The organism is Streptomyces sp. NPDC058092 (genome assembly GCF_042884935.1).
Taxonomy (GTDB): Bacteria; Actinomycetota; Actinomycetes; order Streptomycetales; family Streptomycetaceae; genus Streptomyces.
This window is the reverse complement of sequence record NZ_JBHVSY010000004.1, coordinates 253,688-271,401: the sequence shown is the minus strand read 5'-3', so window position 1 is coordinate 271,401 and position 17,714 is coordinate 253,688. Positions and strand designations below refer to the sequence as shown.

General features: G+C 69.2%; 14 protein-coding genes and 1 pseudogene. 4 read left to right on the top strand and 11 right to left on the bottom strand.

The annotated features are described in order from the left end of the window. Positions 1-30: 30 nt before the first annotated feature. The 5 genes from ACFVV1_RS09535 to ACFVV1_RS09515 form a co-directional block, all read right to left on the bottom strand. Positions 31-1,143, bottom strand: a complete 1,113-nt coding sequence (locus ACFVV1_RS09535; protein ID WP_389986997.1) for a serine/threonine-protein kinase — start codon at positions 1,141-1,143, stop codon at positions 31-33. An 820-nt stretch (positions 1,144-1,963) separates the two neighbouring features. After that, the gene (locus ACFVV1_RS09530) at positions 1,964-3,478 is read right to left on the bottom strand and encodes an ABC transporter ATP-binding protein (protein ID WP_389986995.1); all 1,515 of its coding nucleotides are present in this window, start codon (positions 3,476-3,478) and stop codon (positions 1,964-1,966) included. After that, positions 3,475-4,326: an ABC transporter permease gene (locus ACFVV1_RS09525; protein WP_389986992.1), complete on the bottom strand. Its 852-nt coding sequence runs from the start codon at positions 4,324-4,326 to the stop codon at positions 3,475-3,477. Before ACFVV1_RS09525 ends, ACFVV1_RS09530 begins: the two co-directional genes overlap by 4 nt. Beyond that, on the bottom strand, positions 4,323-5,315 hold the full coding sequence (locus tag ACFVV1_RS09520; protein ID WP_389986989.1) for an ABC transporter permease: 993 nt from the start codon (positions 5,313-5,315) through the stop codon (positions 4,323-4,325). The genes ACFVV1_RS09525 and ACFVV1_RS09520 overlap by 4 nt, the downstream gene beginning before the upstream one ends. Positions 5,316-5,338: 23 nt before the next feature. Beyond that, positions 5,339-6,889 carry an ABC transporter substrate-binding protein gene (locus ACFVV1_RS09515; protein WP_389986986.1) on the bottom strand — a complete coding sequence of 517 codons (1,551 nt, stop codon included), beginning with the start codon at positions 6,887-6,889 and terminating at the stop codon, positions 5,339-5,341. A gap of 561 nt (positions 6,890-7,450) precedes the next feature. On the opposite strand from ACFVV1_RS09515, the pseudogene ACFVV1_RS09510 reads away from it, so the two are divergent. Both ACFVV1_RS09510 and ACFVV1_RS09505 read left to right on the top strand, forming a co-directional pair. Continuing rightward, positions 7,451-7,930, top strand: a pseudogene (locus tag ACFVV1_RS09510) (pyridoxal-phosphate dependent enzyme); the annotation flags it as partial. Positions 7,931-7,932: 2 nt separating this feature from the next. Continuing rightward, positions 7,933-9,339: an MATE family efflux transporter gene (locus ACFVV1_RS09505; RefSeq protein WP_389986983.1), complete on the top strand. Its 1,407-nt coding sequence runs from the start codon at positions 7,933-7,935 to the stop codon at positions 9,337-9,339. Between the two features lie 429 nt (positions 9,340-9,768). On the opposite strand, the gene ACFVV1_RS09500 is transcribed toward ACFVV1_RS09505, so the two are convergent. From ACFVV1_RS09500 to ACFVV1_RS09490, 3 genes are all read right to left on the bottom strand, one after another. Further along, complete coding sequence (locus tag ACFVV1_RS09500) at positions 9,769-10,020, bottom strand: 3'-5' exonuclease (protein ID WP_389986980.1); 252 nt, start codon at positions 10,018-10,020, stop codon at positions 9,769-9,771. A 210-nt stretch (positions 10,021-10,230) separates the two neighbouring features. Further along, complete coding sequence (locus tag ACFVV1_RS09495) at positions 10,231-11,289, bottom strand: VWA domain-containing protein (protein WP_389986977.1); 1,059 nt, start codon at positions 11,287-11,289, stop codon at positions 10,231-10,233. A 196-nt stretch (positions 11,290-11,485) separates the two neighbouring features. Next, a complete protein-coding gene (locus ACFVV1_RS09490; protein ID WP_389986974.1) occupies positions 11,486-12,103 on the bottom strand; it encodes a TOPRIM nucleotidyl transferase/hydrolase domain-containing protein in 618 nt (205 codons plus the stop codon). A gap of 665 nt (positions 12,104-12,768) precedes the next feature. On the opposite strand from ACFVV1_RS09490, the gene ACFVV1_RS09485 reads away from it, so the two are divergent. Continuing rightward, complete coding sequence (locus ACFVV1_RS09485) at positions 12,769-14,682, top strand: beta-N-acetylglucosaminidase domain-containing protein (RefSeq protein ID WP_389987326.1); 1,914 nt, start codon at positions 12,769-12,771, stop codon at positions 14,680-14,682. 100 nt (positions 14,683-14,782) lie between these two features. On the opposite strand, the gene ACFVV1_RS09480 is transcribed toward ACFVV1_RS09485, so the two are convergent. The 3 genes from ACFVV1_RS09480 to ACFVV1_RS09470 all read right to left on the bottom strand — a co-directional run bounded on the left by ACFVV1_RS09480 (position 14,783) and on the right by ACFVV1_RS09470 (position 16,801). Next, positions 14,783-14,947, bottom strand: coding sequence for a hypothetical protein (locus ACFVV1_RS09480; RefSeq protein ID WP_389986971.1), 165 nt, complete (start codon positions 14,945-14,947; stop codon positions 14,783-14,785). 157 nt (positions 14,948-15,104) lie between these two features. Continuing rightward, a complete protein-coding gene (locus ACFVV1_RS09475; protein ID WP_389986968.1) occupies positions 15,105-15,929 on the bottom strand; it encodes a hypothetical protein in 825 nt (274 codons plus the stop codon). 296 nt (positions 15,930-16,225) lie between these two features. Beyond that, positions 16,226-16,801 (bottom strand): TIGR03086 family metal-binding protein, encoded by a 576-nt coding sequence (locus ACFVV1_RS09470; protein ID WP_389986965.1) that lies wholly within the window; start codon positions 16,799-16,801, stop codon positions 16,226-16,228. A 74-nt stretch (positions 16,802-16,875) separates the two neighbouring features. On the opposite strand from ACFVV1_RS09470, the gene ACFVV1_RS09465 reads away from it, so the two are divergent. Beyond that, positions 16,876-17,694 carry a DUF6597 domain-containing transcriptional factor gene (locus ACFVV1_RS09465; RefSeq protein WP_389986962.1) on the top strand — a complete coding sequence of 273 codons (819 nt, stop codon included), beginning with the start codon at positions 16,876-16,878 and terminating at the stop codon, positions 17,692-17,694. The last annotated feature ends 20 nt before the right edge of the window (positions 17,695-17,714 follow it).

The window sequence follows — 17,714 nt, the reverse complement described above, 5'->3', positions numbered from 1 at the left end:
CGGGGTGCTCCGGGCGGCTACCGCACACCCTCAGAAGCGGGCCTCGCGGGCGTAGGCGGCGCGCAGGGATTCGGCGATGCGCAGGGGTGCGGCCAGGCGGACGCCGGTTCCGGCTGCGGTGCGCTCCGGTTCCTGCTCGGCGGCAGGGGTCGGCACCTCGTCCTCCGGTTCGGGCTCGGGGCTCTCGTCGGCGTCGACGGCCACATCGATGACCGTCGGCGTGTACGCGCGGTCCACGGGCGGCGGGAGCGGTTCGGTGTCCGGGAGAGGCACCACCGGAGTGCGGGCGGTGAGCCTGCGCTTGGCCGCACCCGGGGTAAGGCCGAGAGCCCGGATGACGGCCACCAGCTGCCGGGTGACCTCCTCCAGTGCGGGCCGGTCGTCCGGGTCCTTGGCCAGCATGGCGGAGATCACTGGCTTCAACTCCGGTGCCAGACCCGCCAGATCGGGCTCGGCGGCGGGGTCCTCGATGCGCAACGCCACCGCCTGCCAGCTGGGCCCGGTGTACGGGTAGTGGCCAGTCGCCGCGTAGAGCAGGCAGGCACCGAGGGCGTAGGCATCGACGGCACGGCCGAGCTCGGTCTCGCCGCGGGCCTGTTCGGGAGGCATGCACAGGACTGAGCCGACGACGACTCCGGTCGCGGTCAGTACGGAGCGCCGCTCGGCGAGGACGGCAAGGCCGAAATCAATGACCTTGGGCCCGTACTCGGCGAGCAGGACGTTCTGCGGCTTCAGATCACGGTGCAGCAGCCCTGCCTCGTGAATGGTGCCGAGCCCCTCGGCGAGCAAGGCGCCCAGGCTGGCGGTCTCGGCCGGGGGCAGCGGCCCGTGCCCGGTGACGTACGTACGCAGGTCGAGTCCCGCGACGTACTCGACGGCGAGCCAGGGCTGGTCGGCGTGGGCGTCGGCGGCCACGAACGCGGCGACGAAGGGGCCATACACGACCTTGAGGCTGTCGACCTCGGACACGAACCTGGCCCGGGTGTCCTCATCGAGCACGGCCGCCCTGATCACCTTCACGGCAACCAGGTGGCCCGCTTCGGACTCGCCGAGATAGACCAGACCCATGCCGCCGGAGCCGATGCGTCCGTGCAGGGTGTACCCGCCGATCCGGGGCGGGTCCTGGCCGCTCAGTGGCTCCACGGTGACGGCCCTCCCCTTCGGCGCTGGCAGCGGGATGTCGAGGATATACGGGCAGCTCGCGGCGGCGCCCCCGGTTACGGGGCTTCGCCGCGTGTGCCTGGCGGCGCACAATCGAGCCGACGGCGACCGTATTCCGGCAGGTGAGCAGGAATGGCTCGAGTGGGCCGAAGCGTAGGCGGCGACACTCGCCCCCTTCGTTTCCGACTCCTCACCCCTCCGGATCCGGCGGCCAGCCGGGGGCACTGCGCGAACTGCTGAGAGGCGACCTTCATGCCCACCCTGGTCATTGGACGCCCACCAGCCGATTTCCGCAGGTCAGCGCGGCGCGGATGACGGCTTCAAGAGGGTCTCTTCGCGGTCCGTCGACCACCGCAGCCGGCCGCGACCGCGTCTCGGTGCGACCTCCTGGCCGCGCGGGCGGGCGGTCACGGTCACGGTCACGGGCCCAGGAGCATGGGGCATCCCTGGGACTTCTCTGGGACTTTCGGCTGCATACGCGGGCACGAGCGTGAAAGACGCGCAAGGCCATTCCTGCTGATCAGAGCCCCCAAACTACCCATCGCAGCAGGTCACAAAGCTGCCAGGTCTCTTCCGGGACATCTGATCGGCGGAGGCCGCCGCCCCTCCTGACCTGCGCGAATGCAGGCCAAGAGGAGGTGCGGCGGCATCTGTGGGACTTCGCTGGGGCTTTGGCCCCAGGCGGTCCCCCACCTGAGCCGATGGCACGCACTGGCGCAATCAGTACGCCGGTGCCCCGGTGCGATGGTCGGTGCGCTGCCGGCGCGAAGGCCATCAGCCTTGGGTCCTCACCTACTGGCGGTCAGGTTGGCATGAGTGCCGTGGTGGGGCCGTGCGCGGTGAGTCGTCCCGTTTCCAGGATGTGCACGGTGTCGGTGTAGGCGGTGACCAGGTGGGTCTCGTGGCTGACGAGGGTGATGGCCATGTTGTGTTCGGTGCGCAGGCGTTGCAGGAGTTCCACGATGGCGATGGCGGTGTCGGGATCGAGCGCGGACGTGATCTCGTCGCAGAGCAGGAAGTCGGGGTTGGCGGTGAGGGCTCGGGCGATGGAGACGCGCTGGCGCTGCCCGCCGGAGAGTTCATGCGGGTAGCGGTGGACGAAGTCGGCCGGCAGGTCGACCTGGTCGAGCAGTTCGGTGATCCGGGCTGCGATCTGCGCCTTCGTCAGCTCGGTGTGGCGGCGCAGGGGCCGGGCCAGGGCCGCGCCTATGGTGCGGGACGGATTGAGCGCGGCCAGTGGGTTTTGCGGGACCAGTTGGATGCGCCTGTGGTGTTCGCGACGACGCTTGCGGGCTGCATGGGCCAGCGGGTGCCCGTCAAGGACGAGGGATCCGGCGTCGGGCCGCTGCAGGCCGGCGAGGACGCGCAGCAGGGTGGTCTTGCCGGATCCGGAGGGCCCGATGATCGCGGTCGCCGAGCCGGAAGGTGCTATGAAGTCGACCTTGTCGAGTGCCAGTTGGGCTGTTCCTCGGCCGCGGAAGGTCACGCTGACGGACTGTGCCGTGATCCCGTCCGCGGGAGAGTCCGCGGATTCGGCCTTCTGCTGTGTCAGCGGTGTGCGTTGTCGAGGGAGGCGCGGTTGCGCGGTGGTGAGCTGTACGACGTGGTCGGCGCAGGCATCGACGAGTTCGGGGTCGTGGCAGGCCATGACAATGGCCAGACCGCGCGAGGTGGCCAGGTGGCGCAGCAGACTGGCGATGTCGTCGCGCAGGGCTTCGTCGAGTCCCGCGGTCGGTTCGTCGAGGAGCAGTAGGTCGGGGGTGCGGGCGAGGGCGCGGGCGAGGGCGACGCGGCGCTGCTGGCCGCCGGAGATCGCGTTGGGTCTGCGGTCGGGGAATCCGCCGTCCGTGGGTAGCTTGCATTCGCGCAGCAGGTCCAGCACGGCCTGTTCGCTCGCAGTGGGGGCGGTTTCTGCGACGAGGTGGCGGATCTTCATCCGGGGGTTGAGCGCTGAGCCGGGGTCCTGGCCGACGTAGGCGACCTGGGTGCGGCGCATGGTCCGCAGTGCCGTCGCGTCAAGGCTGGGAACGTGGTGGCCCAGGACGTCGAACGCGGTGCAGTGGGCGGTGGCTTGGGCGGGAAGGTAGCCGATCAGGGTGCGCAGCAGGGTGGTCTTGCCGGATCCGGAGGCCCCGGTCAGGGCGGTGATCTCCCCGGCCCGGACGGTCAGGCTGGTGGGCTGGAGCAGAACGGGTCCGTCGGGGATCCGGATGCTGAGGTCGGTCACCGTCACCACTGTCGCGGATGCGCTGTCCTGGCCGGCCGACGCAGGGTCGGGGGTCTCGTTGGTGGTGGGCGACGGTAGGGGGCTGTTCACGGGATGGTCACCGCCTTGCGTGCGGAGCGGGGGGCGAGGGAGGTGGCGGCCAGGTTGACGCTGATGGCGAGGGCGGCGATGGCCAGGCTGGGGGCTACGACCGCCCATGGATTGAGGAGGATGCCCGAGGAGTTCTCCCGGATCATCAAAGCCCAGTCCGCGGCAGGTGGCTGGGGACCGATCTGCAGGAAACCGGCCATGGAGATGACGTAGACGGCTTCGACGAAGCGCAGGCCGAACAGCGCGAGGATGGTGGCGCGCAGGTTCGGCAGGAGTTCGCGGGTGGCGGTGTAGGTGAGGGATTCGCCGCCGGCGAGGGCTGCTTCGACGTACCCGGCGTCGGCGAGGGGAGCGGCTGCGCCGGCGACGATGCGGAGGGCGTAGGGGGTGCCCAGGATGATGGCGGCGCTGATGACGGCCCATCGTCCGCCGCCGGGCCAGGCCAGCGCGATGAGCATGATGCCGAGGATCGGCGGGAGCAGGATGAAGACGTCGGCGGTGCGTTCCACGGCCCTCCCCACGGCCGGGTGCAGGACGGCGAAGCAGCCCACCACTGCGGCGAGCGCGGTGACGACGGCGGCGACCAGGAGGGCGCTGCTGATCAGGGCGGTTCCGCCGTGAAGGAGCCTGCTGAGGACGTCGCGGCCGAGTTGGTCCCCACCCAGTGGTACGCCGTCGCCGGCGGTGGCGAAGGGAGCGGTGACCGGTTTGTCGAGGGGGTGCGCGGCAAGGAACGGGCCGGTGAGGGCCAGCAGGACCAGCAGGACGCCCGGGACCAGACGGCGGATCATCCGTCCGCGGCCTGCGGGGGCCCTCGGCGCACGGGCTGCGGTGAGGGCGGTGCTCATGCGTGACTCCCCAGAACTCGGGCACGGACGAGGTCGGCGGCCAGCAGGACCAGGCTGATGGCAGCACCGGCGCAGACGACGACTCCGGCGACGAGCGGGGTGTCGCGGGTGGATACGGCGCTGGCGAGCACGCTGCCGATACCGGGGTAGTTGAAGAGCGTTTCCACGACCACGGTGCCGCCCAGGAGCATGCCGGTAGAGGTGGCGAGGCCGGTGGCGATGGCCGGGACGGCGCCGGGCAGGGCGTGGCGCCAGATGACGCGGCGCACCGGCAGGCCGTCCAGGTGGGCGGCCTCGACGTGTGGTGTGGCCGCCTGGTCGGCGAGAGCGCCGCGCACGATGGTGGTGTTCCATCCGGTCTGCGGGACGACCAGGGCGAGGACCGGCATGATCAGCATGGTCCACGTGGCCGGCTTGCCGTCGGCCCCGGCCACGGTCACCGCGGGCAGCCAGCCCGTCCACAAGGACAGCAGCAACAACAGGCCGACGGAGACGACGAATTCGGGGAGGGCGAATGCCGAGGTCGAGGCATGGCCGATGACCTGGTCGGTGAGCCGGCCGGGGCGGGCGGCGGCCCAGCATCCCAGGGTCAGAGATGCCGCCGCAGTCAGGACGAGGGCGACGGCCGCGAGCAGCAGCGTGTTCGGGAATGGGTCGGCCAGCATGTGCGTGACCTTCTCGCCACGCGCGCTGACGCCCAGATCCCCGGTGAACAGCCCCGTCGTCCAGTCCCAGAAACGTTCCCACACCGGCCGGTCAAGTCCCAGCAAGTGGCGGCGGGCTGCGATGTCGGCGACGCTCTCACCACGTTCGGAGGTCGCGGTGGCCGCGTCTCCGGGAAGCAGCTCGACGGCGGCGAACACCAGGGCGAGCAGGATGACCAGCATGAGGACCCGCCGCCCCACGGCCGCAGCGAAGCGGCCGAGGAGCGGAAGCGGGAACGGGCGGCGTCGCGCGGTGGCCGCCCCTGTGCCGGCAGGAGCGGCCACCGCGCTGTCTTTGGGTGCGTGGCTCAACTCAGCCACACGTTCTCAAGCTGGACGCGGCCGTAGCCGGGCAGCTTCGGCAGGTCCTGGACCTTCGCAGCGGCCAGGTCGACGCCGTCGGCCATGCCCCACAGCAGGTAGCCGGAACGGTCGTACTCGATCTGCTGCAGTTCGTGCATGGCCTTGGCCCGCGCCTGCTTGTCCGTGGTGCCGATGGCCTTGCGGTAGGTGGCGTCGAACTCCTTGTCGGCGAAGCCCGATTCGTTCTGACCGGCGCCGCTGAGCAGGGTCTTGGACGCGAAGAACACCACCGAGTCGTTGGTGCCCCAGTAGTTCGTGTAGAGGTCGCCCTTGAGCCAGGTCTTCTCGTAGAACGTTCCCGACTCCTGCTTGACCACCTTGATCTTGATCCCGGCCTCACGCGCCTGCGAGGCGAACAGGGTCGCGGAGTCGGCGATGCCGGAGACGTCTTCGGTGGTGTACAGCTCATAGGTCTTGGACAGGTCGAACTTGGCGTCTTCGAGGAGTTGCTTGGCCTTGGTCAGGTCGCGCTTGCGCTGCGGGATGTCCTTGGCGTAGTCGGGGTCGCCGGTTCCCATGATGTCGTTGGCGATGTTTCCATATCCGGAGAGGGCCTGCTTGACCATCACCTCGCGGTCCACCACCAGGCGCATGGCCTCCCGCACCCGCGGGTCGGCGAACGGGCCGTCGGCGGTGCGCATGACGATGGGCATCGACATGTCGTCGGGGCGGCGGACGACCTGGATCTCCTTGCGGGACTCCGCGGTGCGTGCGGCGACCGGGCCGGCGTTGGAGGCGACGTCGATCTGCCCGGCGAACAGGGCGTTGGCCATGGCCTGCGGCGTCTCGAACATGGTCACCTCGATCGCGTCGAGGTAGACGGTGCCGCCGTACCACTTGTCGTTGCGCACCAGACGGGCGTTGCCGTTGCGGTACCAGTCCAGCTTGAACGGGCCGGTACCCGGCGCCTTCGCCACCGCCTTGTCCGGGGTGTCCTTCTTCATGACGAACGTGGCAAATCGCGTCATGAGGGGGAGCTCTGCGTTGGCATACTCGGAGACAACCACCACGGTGTCGGCGCCCTCGGCCGTGATGCTGTCGGCGTTCTTGACTCCGGGCAGGCGGGCGGCGCCGGCCGGGGTGTTGCGCAGTCGGCGCAGCGACCAGACCACGTCGTCGGCTGTGACCGGGGTGCCGTCATGGAAGACAGCACCCTTGGCCACCTTGAAGCGCCACGTCTTCAGGTCCGCAGAGGACTCCCACGAGGCCAGCCTGGGCACGGTGTTGGACTTGGCTCCCGGGACAGCGAGCGTGTCGAAGGTGAGCGCGAGAATCAGGTAGTCGCTCTCATTGGCCTGCGTGCCATGCGGGTCGCGGGTGATGGCGCCGGCCCGGCCGAGCGCGCCGATGCGCAGGGTGCCGCCCTTTCGGGGCTTGCCGCCCTTGCCGGCGGAGTTGGCCGCGGTGTCACCGCTGCCCGAGGAACACGCCGCCAGCAGCGCGGCCGCCCCTATCACCCCGCCGGCCACCAGCACCTGACGTCTGTTGATATCCACGTACGTCCTCGCTCCATGTTCCGGGCAATCCAAAGATGCCTTAGGTTTGCCTACCCTAAGGACAATCTCTTCCGCAAGAGAAGACGGGATGGCTCACGTGCGAGAGATTGCGCACTCACCCATCGGCCGATCCCGCCTTGAGGGATTCCAGCCATCATAGCTCGAAAGTAAGGTTTGCCTTACCTAAATTCGATGCTAACGTTCGATCGCCGCCGGGAGCCGTAGCACCCGCAGTTGCGGGCTGAATCGCCCTGCGCTACGGCCAGTTGGCGACCGCCGCCTGCTGCGCACCGGCGACACCGTCTGCCATTTCCGCACGGAACGGATCTTCTTGCCATGAGCGCGGCAGCCACACCTGTCCGCCAGCTCGCCCCCCACACCGTGGGTGAACTCCGCACGACAGCGGAGCAGATACTCGAAGAATTCGGTACCTCGGCGACGTCCCCCGCACTCCTGGAACGCGTCGCGAAGGCCGCGAACGGCTTCAGTGACGCCCTGCCCTCGCCCGGCCATGAGAGCGAGCAGACCGGCGCCAGCAGCAGTGTGCTGCTCAGCCCGCACACCGTCGGAACCGGCGGCGGACTGTGCGGCACCGCCCGCGAACTACGCACCCTCATACCCGGCTTCTCCACCATCGGAGTCGAGCCCAAGGGCTCCATCGCCTTCGGCGGGCCGGCTCACGACTACTACCAGTCCGGCACCGGCACCCCCGAGGGCGCCGAGATCGGCGCCCTGGTGGACTTCGACCTGCTCGACGAGGGCGTCAAGGTCGGCGACATCGAGGCGTTCGCAACCTGCCGGGCCGTTGCCCGTACCGGCCTGCTCATCGGCGGCTCCGCCGGCGGTGTGGTCCACGAGGCGCTCACCCGCCTGCCTTCGCTGCCGCCGGGGACGACTATGGTCGCCCTGATCAATGACGGCGGGGAGAAGTACATGGACACCGTGTTCAACGACGACTGGATGCAGGCCCGCGGCCTCCTCGATCCCGACGCGGAACGGGCAATCGACGAACTCCTCACCAAACTCCGCAGGAACCGGTAACCGTGCTCGCCCTCCTCCTCCGCGACAGCCGGGCCCTCGCCACCCTCGCCGTCCCGCTGATCCTTACCCAGCTCGCACAGGTCGCCCTGACCACGACGGACACCGTCATGATGGGCTTCCTCGGCACGCAGGAACTGGCAGCGGGCGGCCTGGCCATCGTCATCTTCAACCAGCTGCGCACCATGGGCGTCGGCCTGGTCACCTCCGTCGGCAACCAGATCGCCGCCGCCGGAGCCCGCGCCGAACAAGCCGCTCAGGATGCCGACCAGGACGGGCAGGGACAAGGCCGCGAGGAGGTGCGGGGCATCGTCCGCGCCAGCATGGCGCTGGCCACCCTCGCGGGCATCGCCGGCGCCGTCCTCATGATCCTGATCGGGCGGGCCCTGCCCTGGCTCGGGCAGGACGCCGCAGTCGCCGACCGCGCGCAGACCGTGATCTTCGCGCTCGCCCCCGGCCTGTTGCCCTGCCTCTGGTTCCAGGTGATCCGCCAGTTCACCGTCGGCATGCAACGCCCCCAGGCGCTGCTGCAGATCACCATCGCCTCGGTCGCGGTCAACGCCGGTCTCAACTGGATCCTCATCCACGGCACCTGGGGCCTGCCCCGCACGGGTCTGACCGGCGTCGGCATCGCCACATCCAGCGTCTACCTGCTGACCTTCATCGCCCTCTACCTGTCGGCGAAGAAGGACACCGCCCTCGCCCCGCTGCTGTCCCTGAACCTGATGAAGGCCGATCCGGAAGTCCTCAAGCGCTTGCTGCGCCTGGGCATTCCGATCGCCGCCACCTACGGCTCCGAAGCGGGGTTCTTCTCACTCACCGCGCTGATGGCCGGGTCCTTCGGGCCCGCCGCACTGGCCGCGCACACAGCCGTCAACCAACTCGTCTACATCGTCTTCCAGGTCGCCGTCGGCCTCTCCCACGCCGCCTCGATCAACGTCAGCCGCGAACTGGCACTGGGCCGCTACGACGACGCCCGACGCATCAAGAACACCGCGCTGGCCTGCGCCGGAGCCGTCATGATCGTCGTCGGCATCCTCTACCTCACCCTGCCCGAGCTCGTCCTGGCCCCCTTCCTGGAGTCCGGCTCGGACAAGGCGCTCACCATCGCCGGCCACCTGCTGATCGTGACCGCGTTCCTACAGTTCTTCGACTGCGCCCAGAACATCGGCGTCGGCCTGCTGCGCGGACTCGACGACACCAGGAGCGGATTCCGCATCACACTCATCGGCTACTGGGCCGTCGGCCTGCCCGCGGCATGGCTCCTCGCCTACGCCCTGGACCTCGAAGCCGTGGGCATCTGGCTCGGCCTGCTCACCGGCCTCGCCACCACTGCGATCCTGCTCCTGCGCCGCTATTCCGCCTCTCTCACCGCACGAGCCGACGACCGGACATCCGTCGCGGCAGCCTGAACCGGACCGACACCTACCTCACACGGGGTCGCCTGGTCTCTTCCGGGACATCTGACCGGGTCCTGCCCGAAGGGTCACCGCACCCCATCTGACCTGTATGGATGCAGGTTTCACCGGGGGCGGTGGCACCCGTGGGACTGTTCTGGGGCTTTACGCCCGAGGCCGGGAGTTCCCGGCGCCCACGGAGACGAGGGACAGCGCGACGGCTAGCACCGTGGGGTCCATCGCCGTAATCCGGACCGTGAGTGGGCGGGAACACGTAGGCCAGGGCCGGGAGACTGGCACGGTTCGCTGACCATGGAGAGGGCCGGCCACCGGACCGTTGAGCTGATGCGACTCGTGACGATCTTCCGGTGTGGATGCTGGACCGAATATGCTCAAACAGCGCCCCGACTCGTGATCCCGCTGCAACGTCCTGCGGTGTGGCGGTCACTGGTTCCGATCGGTGGCAGCCCGCAAGGGCGTCAGGAAACGGCTCGGCTCTCCGTTCCACGAGATCGCGAGGGCGTCCCGCGCGCGGGTCGCCGCGACGAAGAACAGCGAGTTGGCGCGCTGCAGTTCGCGCTTGTGGCGGGTGCGGTCGGTGCGTTCCCACTGGTCCACCGACGCCCGTGGGACCAGGCTCTCGGAGACGCCCGCGATGATCACGCGCAGGTATTCCAGGCCCTTGAAGCGGTACATGATGCCGATATGTACTCCCTCAGGCTTCTTCAGGCCTTCCGGGGGATCTCGGTCGGCTCGATGCCCCGTTATTAGTTACCGGAGGCGCTCACCTGCCGGCTCTTGGCCGTGCACTACCGCGCTCGCGGAGCCGGCATCGAGTGAGGTCCACGACCGGCCGACGTTTCGCGACTGATCCTGGACCGCCACTCTTCACCCTTTTCCTGACTCTCAGAGCATGATGAGCAGACGCGTCTTCGGCTTGAGCTTTCTATTCACCGAACGACTCTGCACGTATACCTCCAGCTTGGGATTGTTCCCCGCCTTCACGGAGACGGTCCCGTCGATACCCGTGCCGAACAGAAGGCTGCGCGCCGCGTCCCCCGTATAGGCGCGGTCGGTGTCCTTCTCGACCACGATGACTTCCTTATTGGGCTGAACCTGCACCCGAGTGCCCAACTGGTAGTAACACGAACCGCGTTCGTACGTCACGCCCGGATGCGAATCGACGAAGGATCGAATCTCGACCTCCTTGTCGACCTTCAGGAGTCGATACTTGTCGGCCGAGATCGGTTCGAGGTTCGCCCGCACCTCGTCGACCGATATGTCCTGGCCGACGGCGAACAGGTTCTTCGTACCGCGCACACCCTGCTCGCGGCCCCGGAGGAAGCTGGTGGCGGCGGCGCGCACGGTGCCGATCGCCTCCTCGACGCCCTCTTTGGAATCCGCATCCCAGATGGCGATGTTTCCGGCCGGGAAACCGTAGTTCTGGGCGGTTCGCTTCGCCAGGGAGTTCGGAACGAGGATCGCGGAAGTCCAGTGGCCCGGAAGCCCGCCCATCTTCGCCGCGATCTTGTCCAGCCAGGGGCCGAGGATGGCCATGTCGCCGTCGTGTCGCCGGTCGCCGCCGGAGGCGTTCTCCTCGCCGTCCGTCACCACGATCTGGAGGAAGCTGTGCTCGCCGTACTCCTCCCAGATATGGCCCAGGTCGTCCAGGGATTTCAGAGAGGCCTCGATGAGGGCCGTAGCGCCGTTGTTGACCTTGTACAGGCCCCGCATGGACGGCAGATGCTTCACGTCCATGTCCCAGACCAGGTTCTCCACTTTGTGGTCGAAGGAGTAGAGGCTGATCCGGGTCTCATGGCCGAGGCTGTCCGACTCGGCTTTCAGACCTGCCACGAACTCGTCCACGACGCGAATGAGTTGACCCTGGTGCGGACGCATGGAACCCGAACAGTCCACTACCAGCGCGACGTGATTCACCTTGTGCTGGATCTTGTTGGTGGACACGCTTCCACTCCCTTTCCGAGGCTCCCCGAGTGATGGTTTCACCCTAGGGGGAGGCACTGACAGTGGAGTCCGACGGCCGATCGCCCGCCTGCTCCGTGGCAGACTCCGGCCAACTCGGCAACAATCGCGGCTACCTTGCACGTCTCCCAAAAAGGAATGCCGGTGTCGATGGCCCGTATCGGGCGTCGCCCAGCGGTCAGAGGCTGGTGAGAAGGTCGTCGAGTGGGGCGGGTACGCGGTCGGGGTCGAGGGCCTCGACGAGGAGGCGACCGTAGCGGATCTTGCGCCCCTTCTTCGTGCCGAGGAAGCGCCGCAACTGCTGCTGCGAGGTGCGGCCCCGCTGTGCGGGCTGGTGCAGGAAGGTCTGCAGCGCGCGGAGGTCGCCCTCCGCCCGGACGACCTCCTCCACCCGTGTCACGCCCAGCGCGCGGATGAGCTCGTCCTCCAGATCCGCCGCGCAGACGAAGAACCCGTGCTGTGCCGCACCGGCCCGCTCCCAGCCGCGGGCGTAGTAGCGAAGCTCCGCCTCGTCGCACAGTCCCGTGAGGCGGAGGTCCAGGCCGGGTGGCCCGAGGAGCTGGGCGAAGCGCCCGACGCTCATCGCACCGCCCATCGGCAGGACGCAGACTCCTTCGGCCGCCAGGTTCCGTCCGCGGCTCGCGGCCAGCGCGCTGACCGCTGCGACATCGCTCGGGCCTTCCAGCAGGACGGCCTTCCGGACGGACAGCCGCGCGGCCAGCTCACGCGCCGGTTCGCCGGGGCCGCCGGCCGCCCACGCGGTGACCGCCTCCAGGAACAACCGCATGTCCGCCATGTGGCCGAGTCTCCGCCCTTCCCGGCCACCACGCCAGGGAATTTCCGCCTGTGCGTCGCTCGGCGGTGAGCAGGTGAGCAGGTGAGCAGTCGGGGCGACGGTCGAACGCGGTCGCGCAGCGTGGGGAGCACACAGAACAGGGCACCGACCGCTCCTCGTCGTGAGTGCGGACCGGTCAGCGGATTCGTGGACTGCCCGGTGTGCGACGAGGGGACGAGGGGACGAGGGCGGAGGTACCTCGGCGGGGTCGCGCAGAAGCCGGTTCGGCCGGCAGCCCCGTCGCTCCCGTGCGCGATCTGCCTGCTCGCCGCAGTGCTCGGCTTCTCTGCCCGCGTGATACGACAGGCCGAACTCAGATCCCCCACGTCCGCGTAGCTGCCGGACTGTTGACCGCCCTGCGGTCTCGCACGGTGATATCGACGTCGACGTCCGCCTGGAGGCCGGATCCGGGCGATGTGCCGGACGCGATACCGCCTGTCTCCAATGTCTCGGTATCCAACATTACTAAACGTCTGGACCAAACAGGATCGCACGGAAGTCCTTGACGGTCCGACCTGGTTGCGGGATTCTCCTGAACACTTCGCTGGTTTAGACCACTTGGAGAATCCGTGAGACGTCGCGACATGACATCGGTCGCCTGCCTGCTGGCCACGGCGACCGCCGTGATGTGCCTGGCATCACCCTCCAGCTCCGCCCGCGCGGCCGGTCCGGGCGGCACTGCCGCCCTCCCACCGGTCTCACCCAACCCGCAGTCCATCAGCCGCTCCGGTTCCGACGCCGTTGTCACGGACCGTGTGCTTGTCGTGGCCGACGACCGGACCGACGCCGCAGCCCTCGACCGCCTGGTCGCAGAGCTCAAGGCGCACGGCGCCGGGCGGGTGGACGTCGTCGCACCCGGCAACGTGCCCCCGGCCGCCGCGGGCCTGCTCACCGTGCGACTCGGGCCCGCCACCCGCCCGGACGTCGCCCGCGAACTCGGCACCACGGCCGCCCCCGACCACGCCGAGGGTTACGCCCTGCGGGTTTCGGCGCACAGGCCCGGATCGGCGATCGCCCTCGGCGGCACGGACGCCACCGGACAGTTCTACGCCGTACAGACGCTGCGCCAGCTGTTCGTACGCGCCGGTGACTCCTGGAAGGTGGCCGGCGCGCAGGCCGCCGACTTCCCCTCGATGCCGCTGCGCGGCACCATCGAGGGCTTCTACGGACAGCCGTGGACACACGCCGAACGGCTGGACCAGATGGACTTCTACGGCGACGTGAAGGCCAACACCTACGTCTACGCGCCCAAGGACGACCCGTACCACCGCAGCAAGTGGCGCGACCCCTACCCGGCCGACAAGCTCGCGGAACTGGGCGAGTTGGTACGGCGCGCCACCGCCAACCACGTCCGCTTCACCTTCGCGGTCTCCCCCGGCCAGTCGATCTGCTACTCCGACCCGGCCCACCGCAAGGACCTCGACGCCAAGCTCCAGGCGATGTACGACCTGGGCACGCGGGCGTTCTCCATCCCGCTGGACGACATCAGTTACACCCGCTGGAACTGCGCGGGCGACAAGGCGGCGTTCGGCGAGCCGGGCCGCCAGGCGGCCGCCAGGGCCCAGGCCGACCTCCTCAACGACGTACAGCACACCTTCATCGCCACCCACCCGGGCGCGCAGCCGCTGCAGATGGTGCCGACCGAGTACGGAGACCTGACCGACACCGCCTACAAGCAGACCCTGCGCACCACGCTGGACCCCGCGATCGAGGTGATGTGGACCGGCACCGACGTCGTGCCGCCCAGCATCACCGACCAGCAGGCCGAAGGGGCGGCGAAGCTGTTCGGACGCAAGGTGTTCGTGTGGGACAACTATCCCGTCAACGACTACGGGAACACCAGCGGACGGCTGCTCCTCGCGCCGTACGACAAGCGTGAGGCAGGACTCTCCGCCCATCTCACCGGCATCGTGGCCAACCCCATGAACCAGCCGTACGCAAGCAAGGTCGCCGTCTTCGGCACGGCCGACTTCACCTGGAACGACACGGCGTACGACGCACGCGCCAACGGGCGCCGCGCCATGGCCTACCTCGCGGGCGGCGACCGGGCGGCGACCGAGGCCCTGCTGGTGTTCGGCGACCTGGAACACCTGGCGCCCACCTTCGGCGCCACGCCCTGGCAGCCGCAGGCTCCCGAACTCGCCCACCGGACAGCGGAGTTCTGGGCCTCCTGGGACTCCGGCGACCGGGCCGACGCCGTGCACGAGCTGCGCCCGTACGCAACCGCGATCCGGAACGCGCCGGCGGTCATCCGCGGGGGCGCCGTCCAGCCCGGATTCGTCACCGACGCCGGGCCCTGGCTCGACGCCACCCGGCTGTGGGGCGACGCAGCCGTGACGATGCTCGACGCACTCGACGCCTGGAGCGCGGGCGACAAGAACACGGCCGCACAACTGCTCACCGCATCACGGAATCTGCGGGAACAGGCACGCGCCGTGCGGGTCGACCCGCCGCGCAATACCTGGGGCAGAGTCCAGCCCAAGGTCGGTGACGGCGTGCTCGACACCTTCCTCGCGCAGGCGGAGAGCCGCTTGCGATAGGTCCCCGCCCCCGCGCACGGATGAACCGCCCCATGAGCGCACCAGCGAAAGGGCGTTCATGACGAAGCATTCCCACCGGCTGCGAGGCCGCCCGCGCGTCTCACGACGGCGGGCGGCCGTCGGCGGCCCGGCCACCGGTCTCGTGCTGTCCCTCGCAGGCACCGCTGCCGGTCTCCGCAAGCACCACGGACTCGGCCGGACGGATTCCCGGTGCCGCGGCCACCACCCATCGCTTCCCGCGCAACGACGGCGTCGGCAGCGTCACCGCCTACCAGGTCGAGAACGAACAGATCGACAACCCGGCCAAGCACATCGACTACATCGAGAAGCTGCAGAGTGCCGTCGTCGAACAGGGCATCACTGTGCCGCTGTTCCACAACGACTGGGGCGACCGCCACGGCTGGAACGTGCCCGGCGGGCCGTTACGGACGGCTCTGGTGGCCGACGTCGCGGACGAGGTCCAGGCCGAGGACGCGGTCGAGATGGGCGAAGGTCTCGAACTTCGCACCGGCCGGCACGTCGGACCGTCCCGCCACTTCGGCCATCAGATCCAGGACGGCGTCGACGCCGAGATCGTCGACGAGCGCCTCGTGTGACTGCCGCAGCAGGTCGGCGGGGATCGGCCTGGACGGTTCCTGCGCCCAGTCAGCCACCTGTTGACGCCACTGCCGCAGTGTCCGCCGGGCGTCGGCCAGTGCTCCACCGGTGACCGTGACCGGCGTGCCGTAGGGGCTGCCGAGCAACAGCAGGCGCACCGCCAGTGGATCGGCGACCTCCGGTACGAGTACGTCCGGGAGATCCGGGGCGAGGAGGTGGCCCGGGTCGGGTACGCCCTCGTCCAGCGGCTCCGTGCCGACCTGCCCCACATCGATCCGGACCCCGCCCATGGCGTCGCTCATATCGGCGCCCTGGGCGAACACGTGTACGTCGGCGGGGCCGCCGAGTGCCGCGCCCGGATGGTGAGCTCCGACAACGACGGGGGGATGGATGCCGAGCCCCGCCATGACGCGGTCGAGCGCCCGGGCCTGATCGTGCGTCAGTTCCGGGGTGGTGAGGACCGTGACGACCTGCAGGCCGTTCAGCTCCGCGGTGCGCGCCAGTACGTCACCCACCAGCGGCACCCGCAGATACACCGGACCGACCCCGGTGCCGATGGCCGGCAGATGGACGCAGCTGCGCAGCAGGCGGCGGGGTGCGGCGGGGATCTCCACGAGGTGACCGGTGCGGGTGTCGGTGATACGCAGCATGATGCGGAGGCTAGTCGCGGGCACCACCCGCACGTGGGAGAAACCGATCGGGACGGCGGTGTTGCGGAACACGGAGCAGCATGTGGGCGAGGATGACGGGTTCGCGCAACTTCGCACTGTCCGCACCATTGACGCCTTATGGCGGAAATGCCTCGAAGGCGTAGCATGGGGTTTGGGTTGGTGCACGCTCACGTGCACGGCCCGGAAGGGCGACCCCGGCATGTATTGCCGGGGTCGTTGTCGTGTAATCCCGGGGTAACTGCCGCAGGATCCTGGGCCGTGTCCGGGAGAAGCGGCTACCGCGCCGGGGACGGCACCGGCCGGCGTCCGAGGAATGCCACGAGCCGGTCCACGGCCGACGCGTCCGCGTCGACGGGAACGATCTGGCCGAAGGGCATGTTCTCGCCGCGGTACTGCGGCGGCAGGGTGGCCTCCGCGCGGGCCAGGATTTTTGCCGCTTCCTGATCGGTGTAGGGAATCGGCTGCCCGGTGGCGACCGCCAGGTCCCAGCCATGGGTCAGGTACTCCATGAGGGTCATGCTGAACACCGTTTCGCCCGGCATTTTGCCGCCCGTGACGCTGACCTGGCGGTCGAAGCCGTACTTCTCCCAGCCCTCGACGACGCCGGCCGCGGCGGCGCGGAACTCGCGGGCGGGGTCGGCGCCGCATCTGTGGTTCGCCGTGTCGGCGTCGTGGGACCGGCCCTGGGCGCCGGCCTCGAACACGAGGAGCCACCCGACGATGTGATTGATCAGAGCCTCGACGTCGTAGTCGTCGCACGGCGTCGGAAGGCTCAGCTGGTCGGCTCCGACTCCCTCGATGACGTCGCCGGTCTTGGACAGCACACCCGCAAGAAGATCGACTTCACTCATGCGCGGGAGCCTAGGCGGGGCCGGGGATGCGGTCTAGAAGAAACACGACACTGCGGCCTCGTTAGCATGGTTCGGTGACTCGGCCGACCGATCAGGACACCCGCGGCATCGTCGACCCCCGCGCGGGATTCGAGCACTTCAAGCTGACCCGGCACACGCCCTCACCCGACCTGGCCTGGGCGGTGGACTGCTACTGGGTCGTACGTTGGGACATGCCGGACGGGGAGTCCTACGAGCAGCGCGTGATCCCGCACGCCGCCGTACATCTGGTGTTCGAGGCCGGTGCCGCCACGATCGAGGCCATTTCGCCGCATGAGTTCGTGCGACGGCTGGAGCGCCGTGGTCAGGTCTTCGGCGTCAAATTCCGGCCGGCGGGATTCCGGCCCTTCCTGCGCGGCCGGGTGTCGGCCGTCGCCGGGCAGCGGTTCGCGGCGTCGGCCGTGTTCGGCGCCGAGGCAGACGACTTGGCCCGTGTGCTGGCCGAGGCCGACGACGTGAACGGAGCGACGGCCGTCGTCGAGACCTTTTTCCGTTCTCTGGACGCACAGCCCCTGCCCGCGACCGGGCCGTTGAACGCCGTGGTCGGCCTCATCGTCGCCGACAGGTCCCTGACCAGGGTCGGCGATCTCGCCGAGCGGCTGGGAATGAACACACGGAAGCTGCAACGGCTGTTCGCCGACCATGTGGGCCTCAGCCCGAAGTGGGTCATCAACCGGTGCCGGATCCACGAGGCCGCGGAGCTGGCCATGCGCCGGGCGTCCGTCGACTGGGCGGAGCTGGCCATCGAACTCGGCTACAGCGACCAGTCCCACCTCGTCCGCGACTTCACCGCCACCGTGGGCACCCCTCCGGACCAGTACATCCGCCGGGCCGCGCGAACCCCGACGGACTGACCGGCACCCCCGGTTCGTGT

Coding starts and splice junctions, on each gene's coding strand:
- ACFVV1_RS09485 (WP_389987326.1), top strand. CDS start 12,769: ATGTGCCTGGCATCACCCTCCAGCTCCGCCCGCGCGGCCGGTCCGGGC.
- ACFVV1_RS09490 (WP_389986974.1), bottom strand. CDS start 12,103: ATGGCGGACATGCGGTTGTTCCTGGAGGCGGTCACCGCGTGGGCGGCC.
- ACFVV1_RS09475 (WP_389986968.1), bottom strand. CDS start 15,929: ATGCTGCGTATCACCGACACCCGCACCGGTCACCTCGTGGAGATCCCC.
- ACFVV1_RS09470 (WP_389986965.1), bottom strand. CDS start 16,801: ATGAGTGAAGTCGATCTTCTTGCGGGTGTGCTGTCCAAGACCGGCGAC.
- ACFVV1_RS09525 (WP_389986992.1), bottom strand. CDS start 4,326: ATGAGCACCGCCCTCACCGCAGCCCGTGCGCCGAGGGCCCCCGCAGGC.
- ACFVV1_RS09500 (WP_389986980.1), bottom strand. CDS start 10,020: ATGTACCGCTTCAAGGGCCTGGAATACCTGCGCGTGATCATCGCGGGC.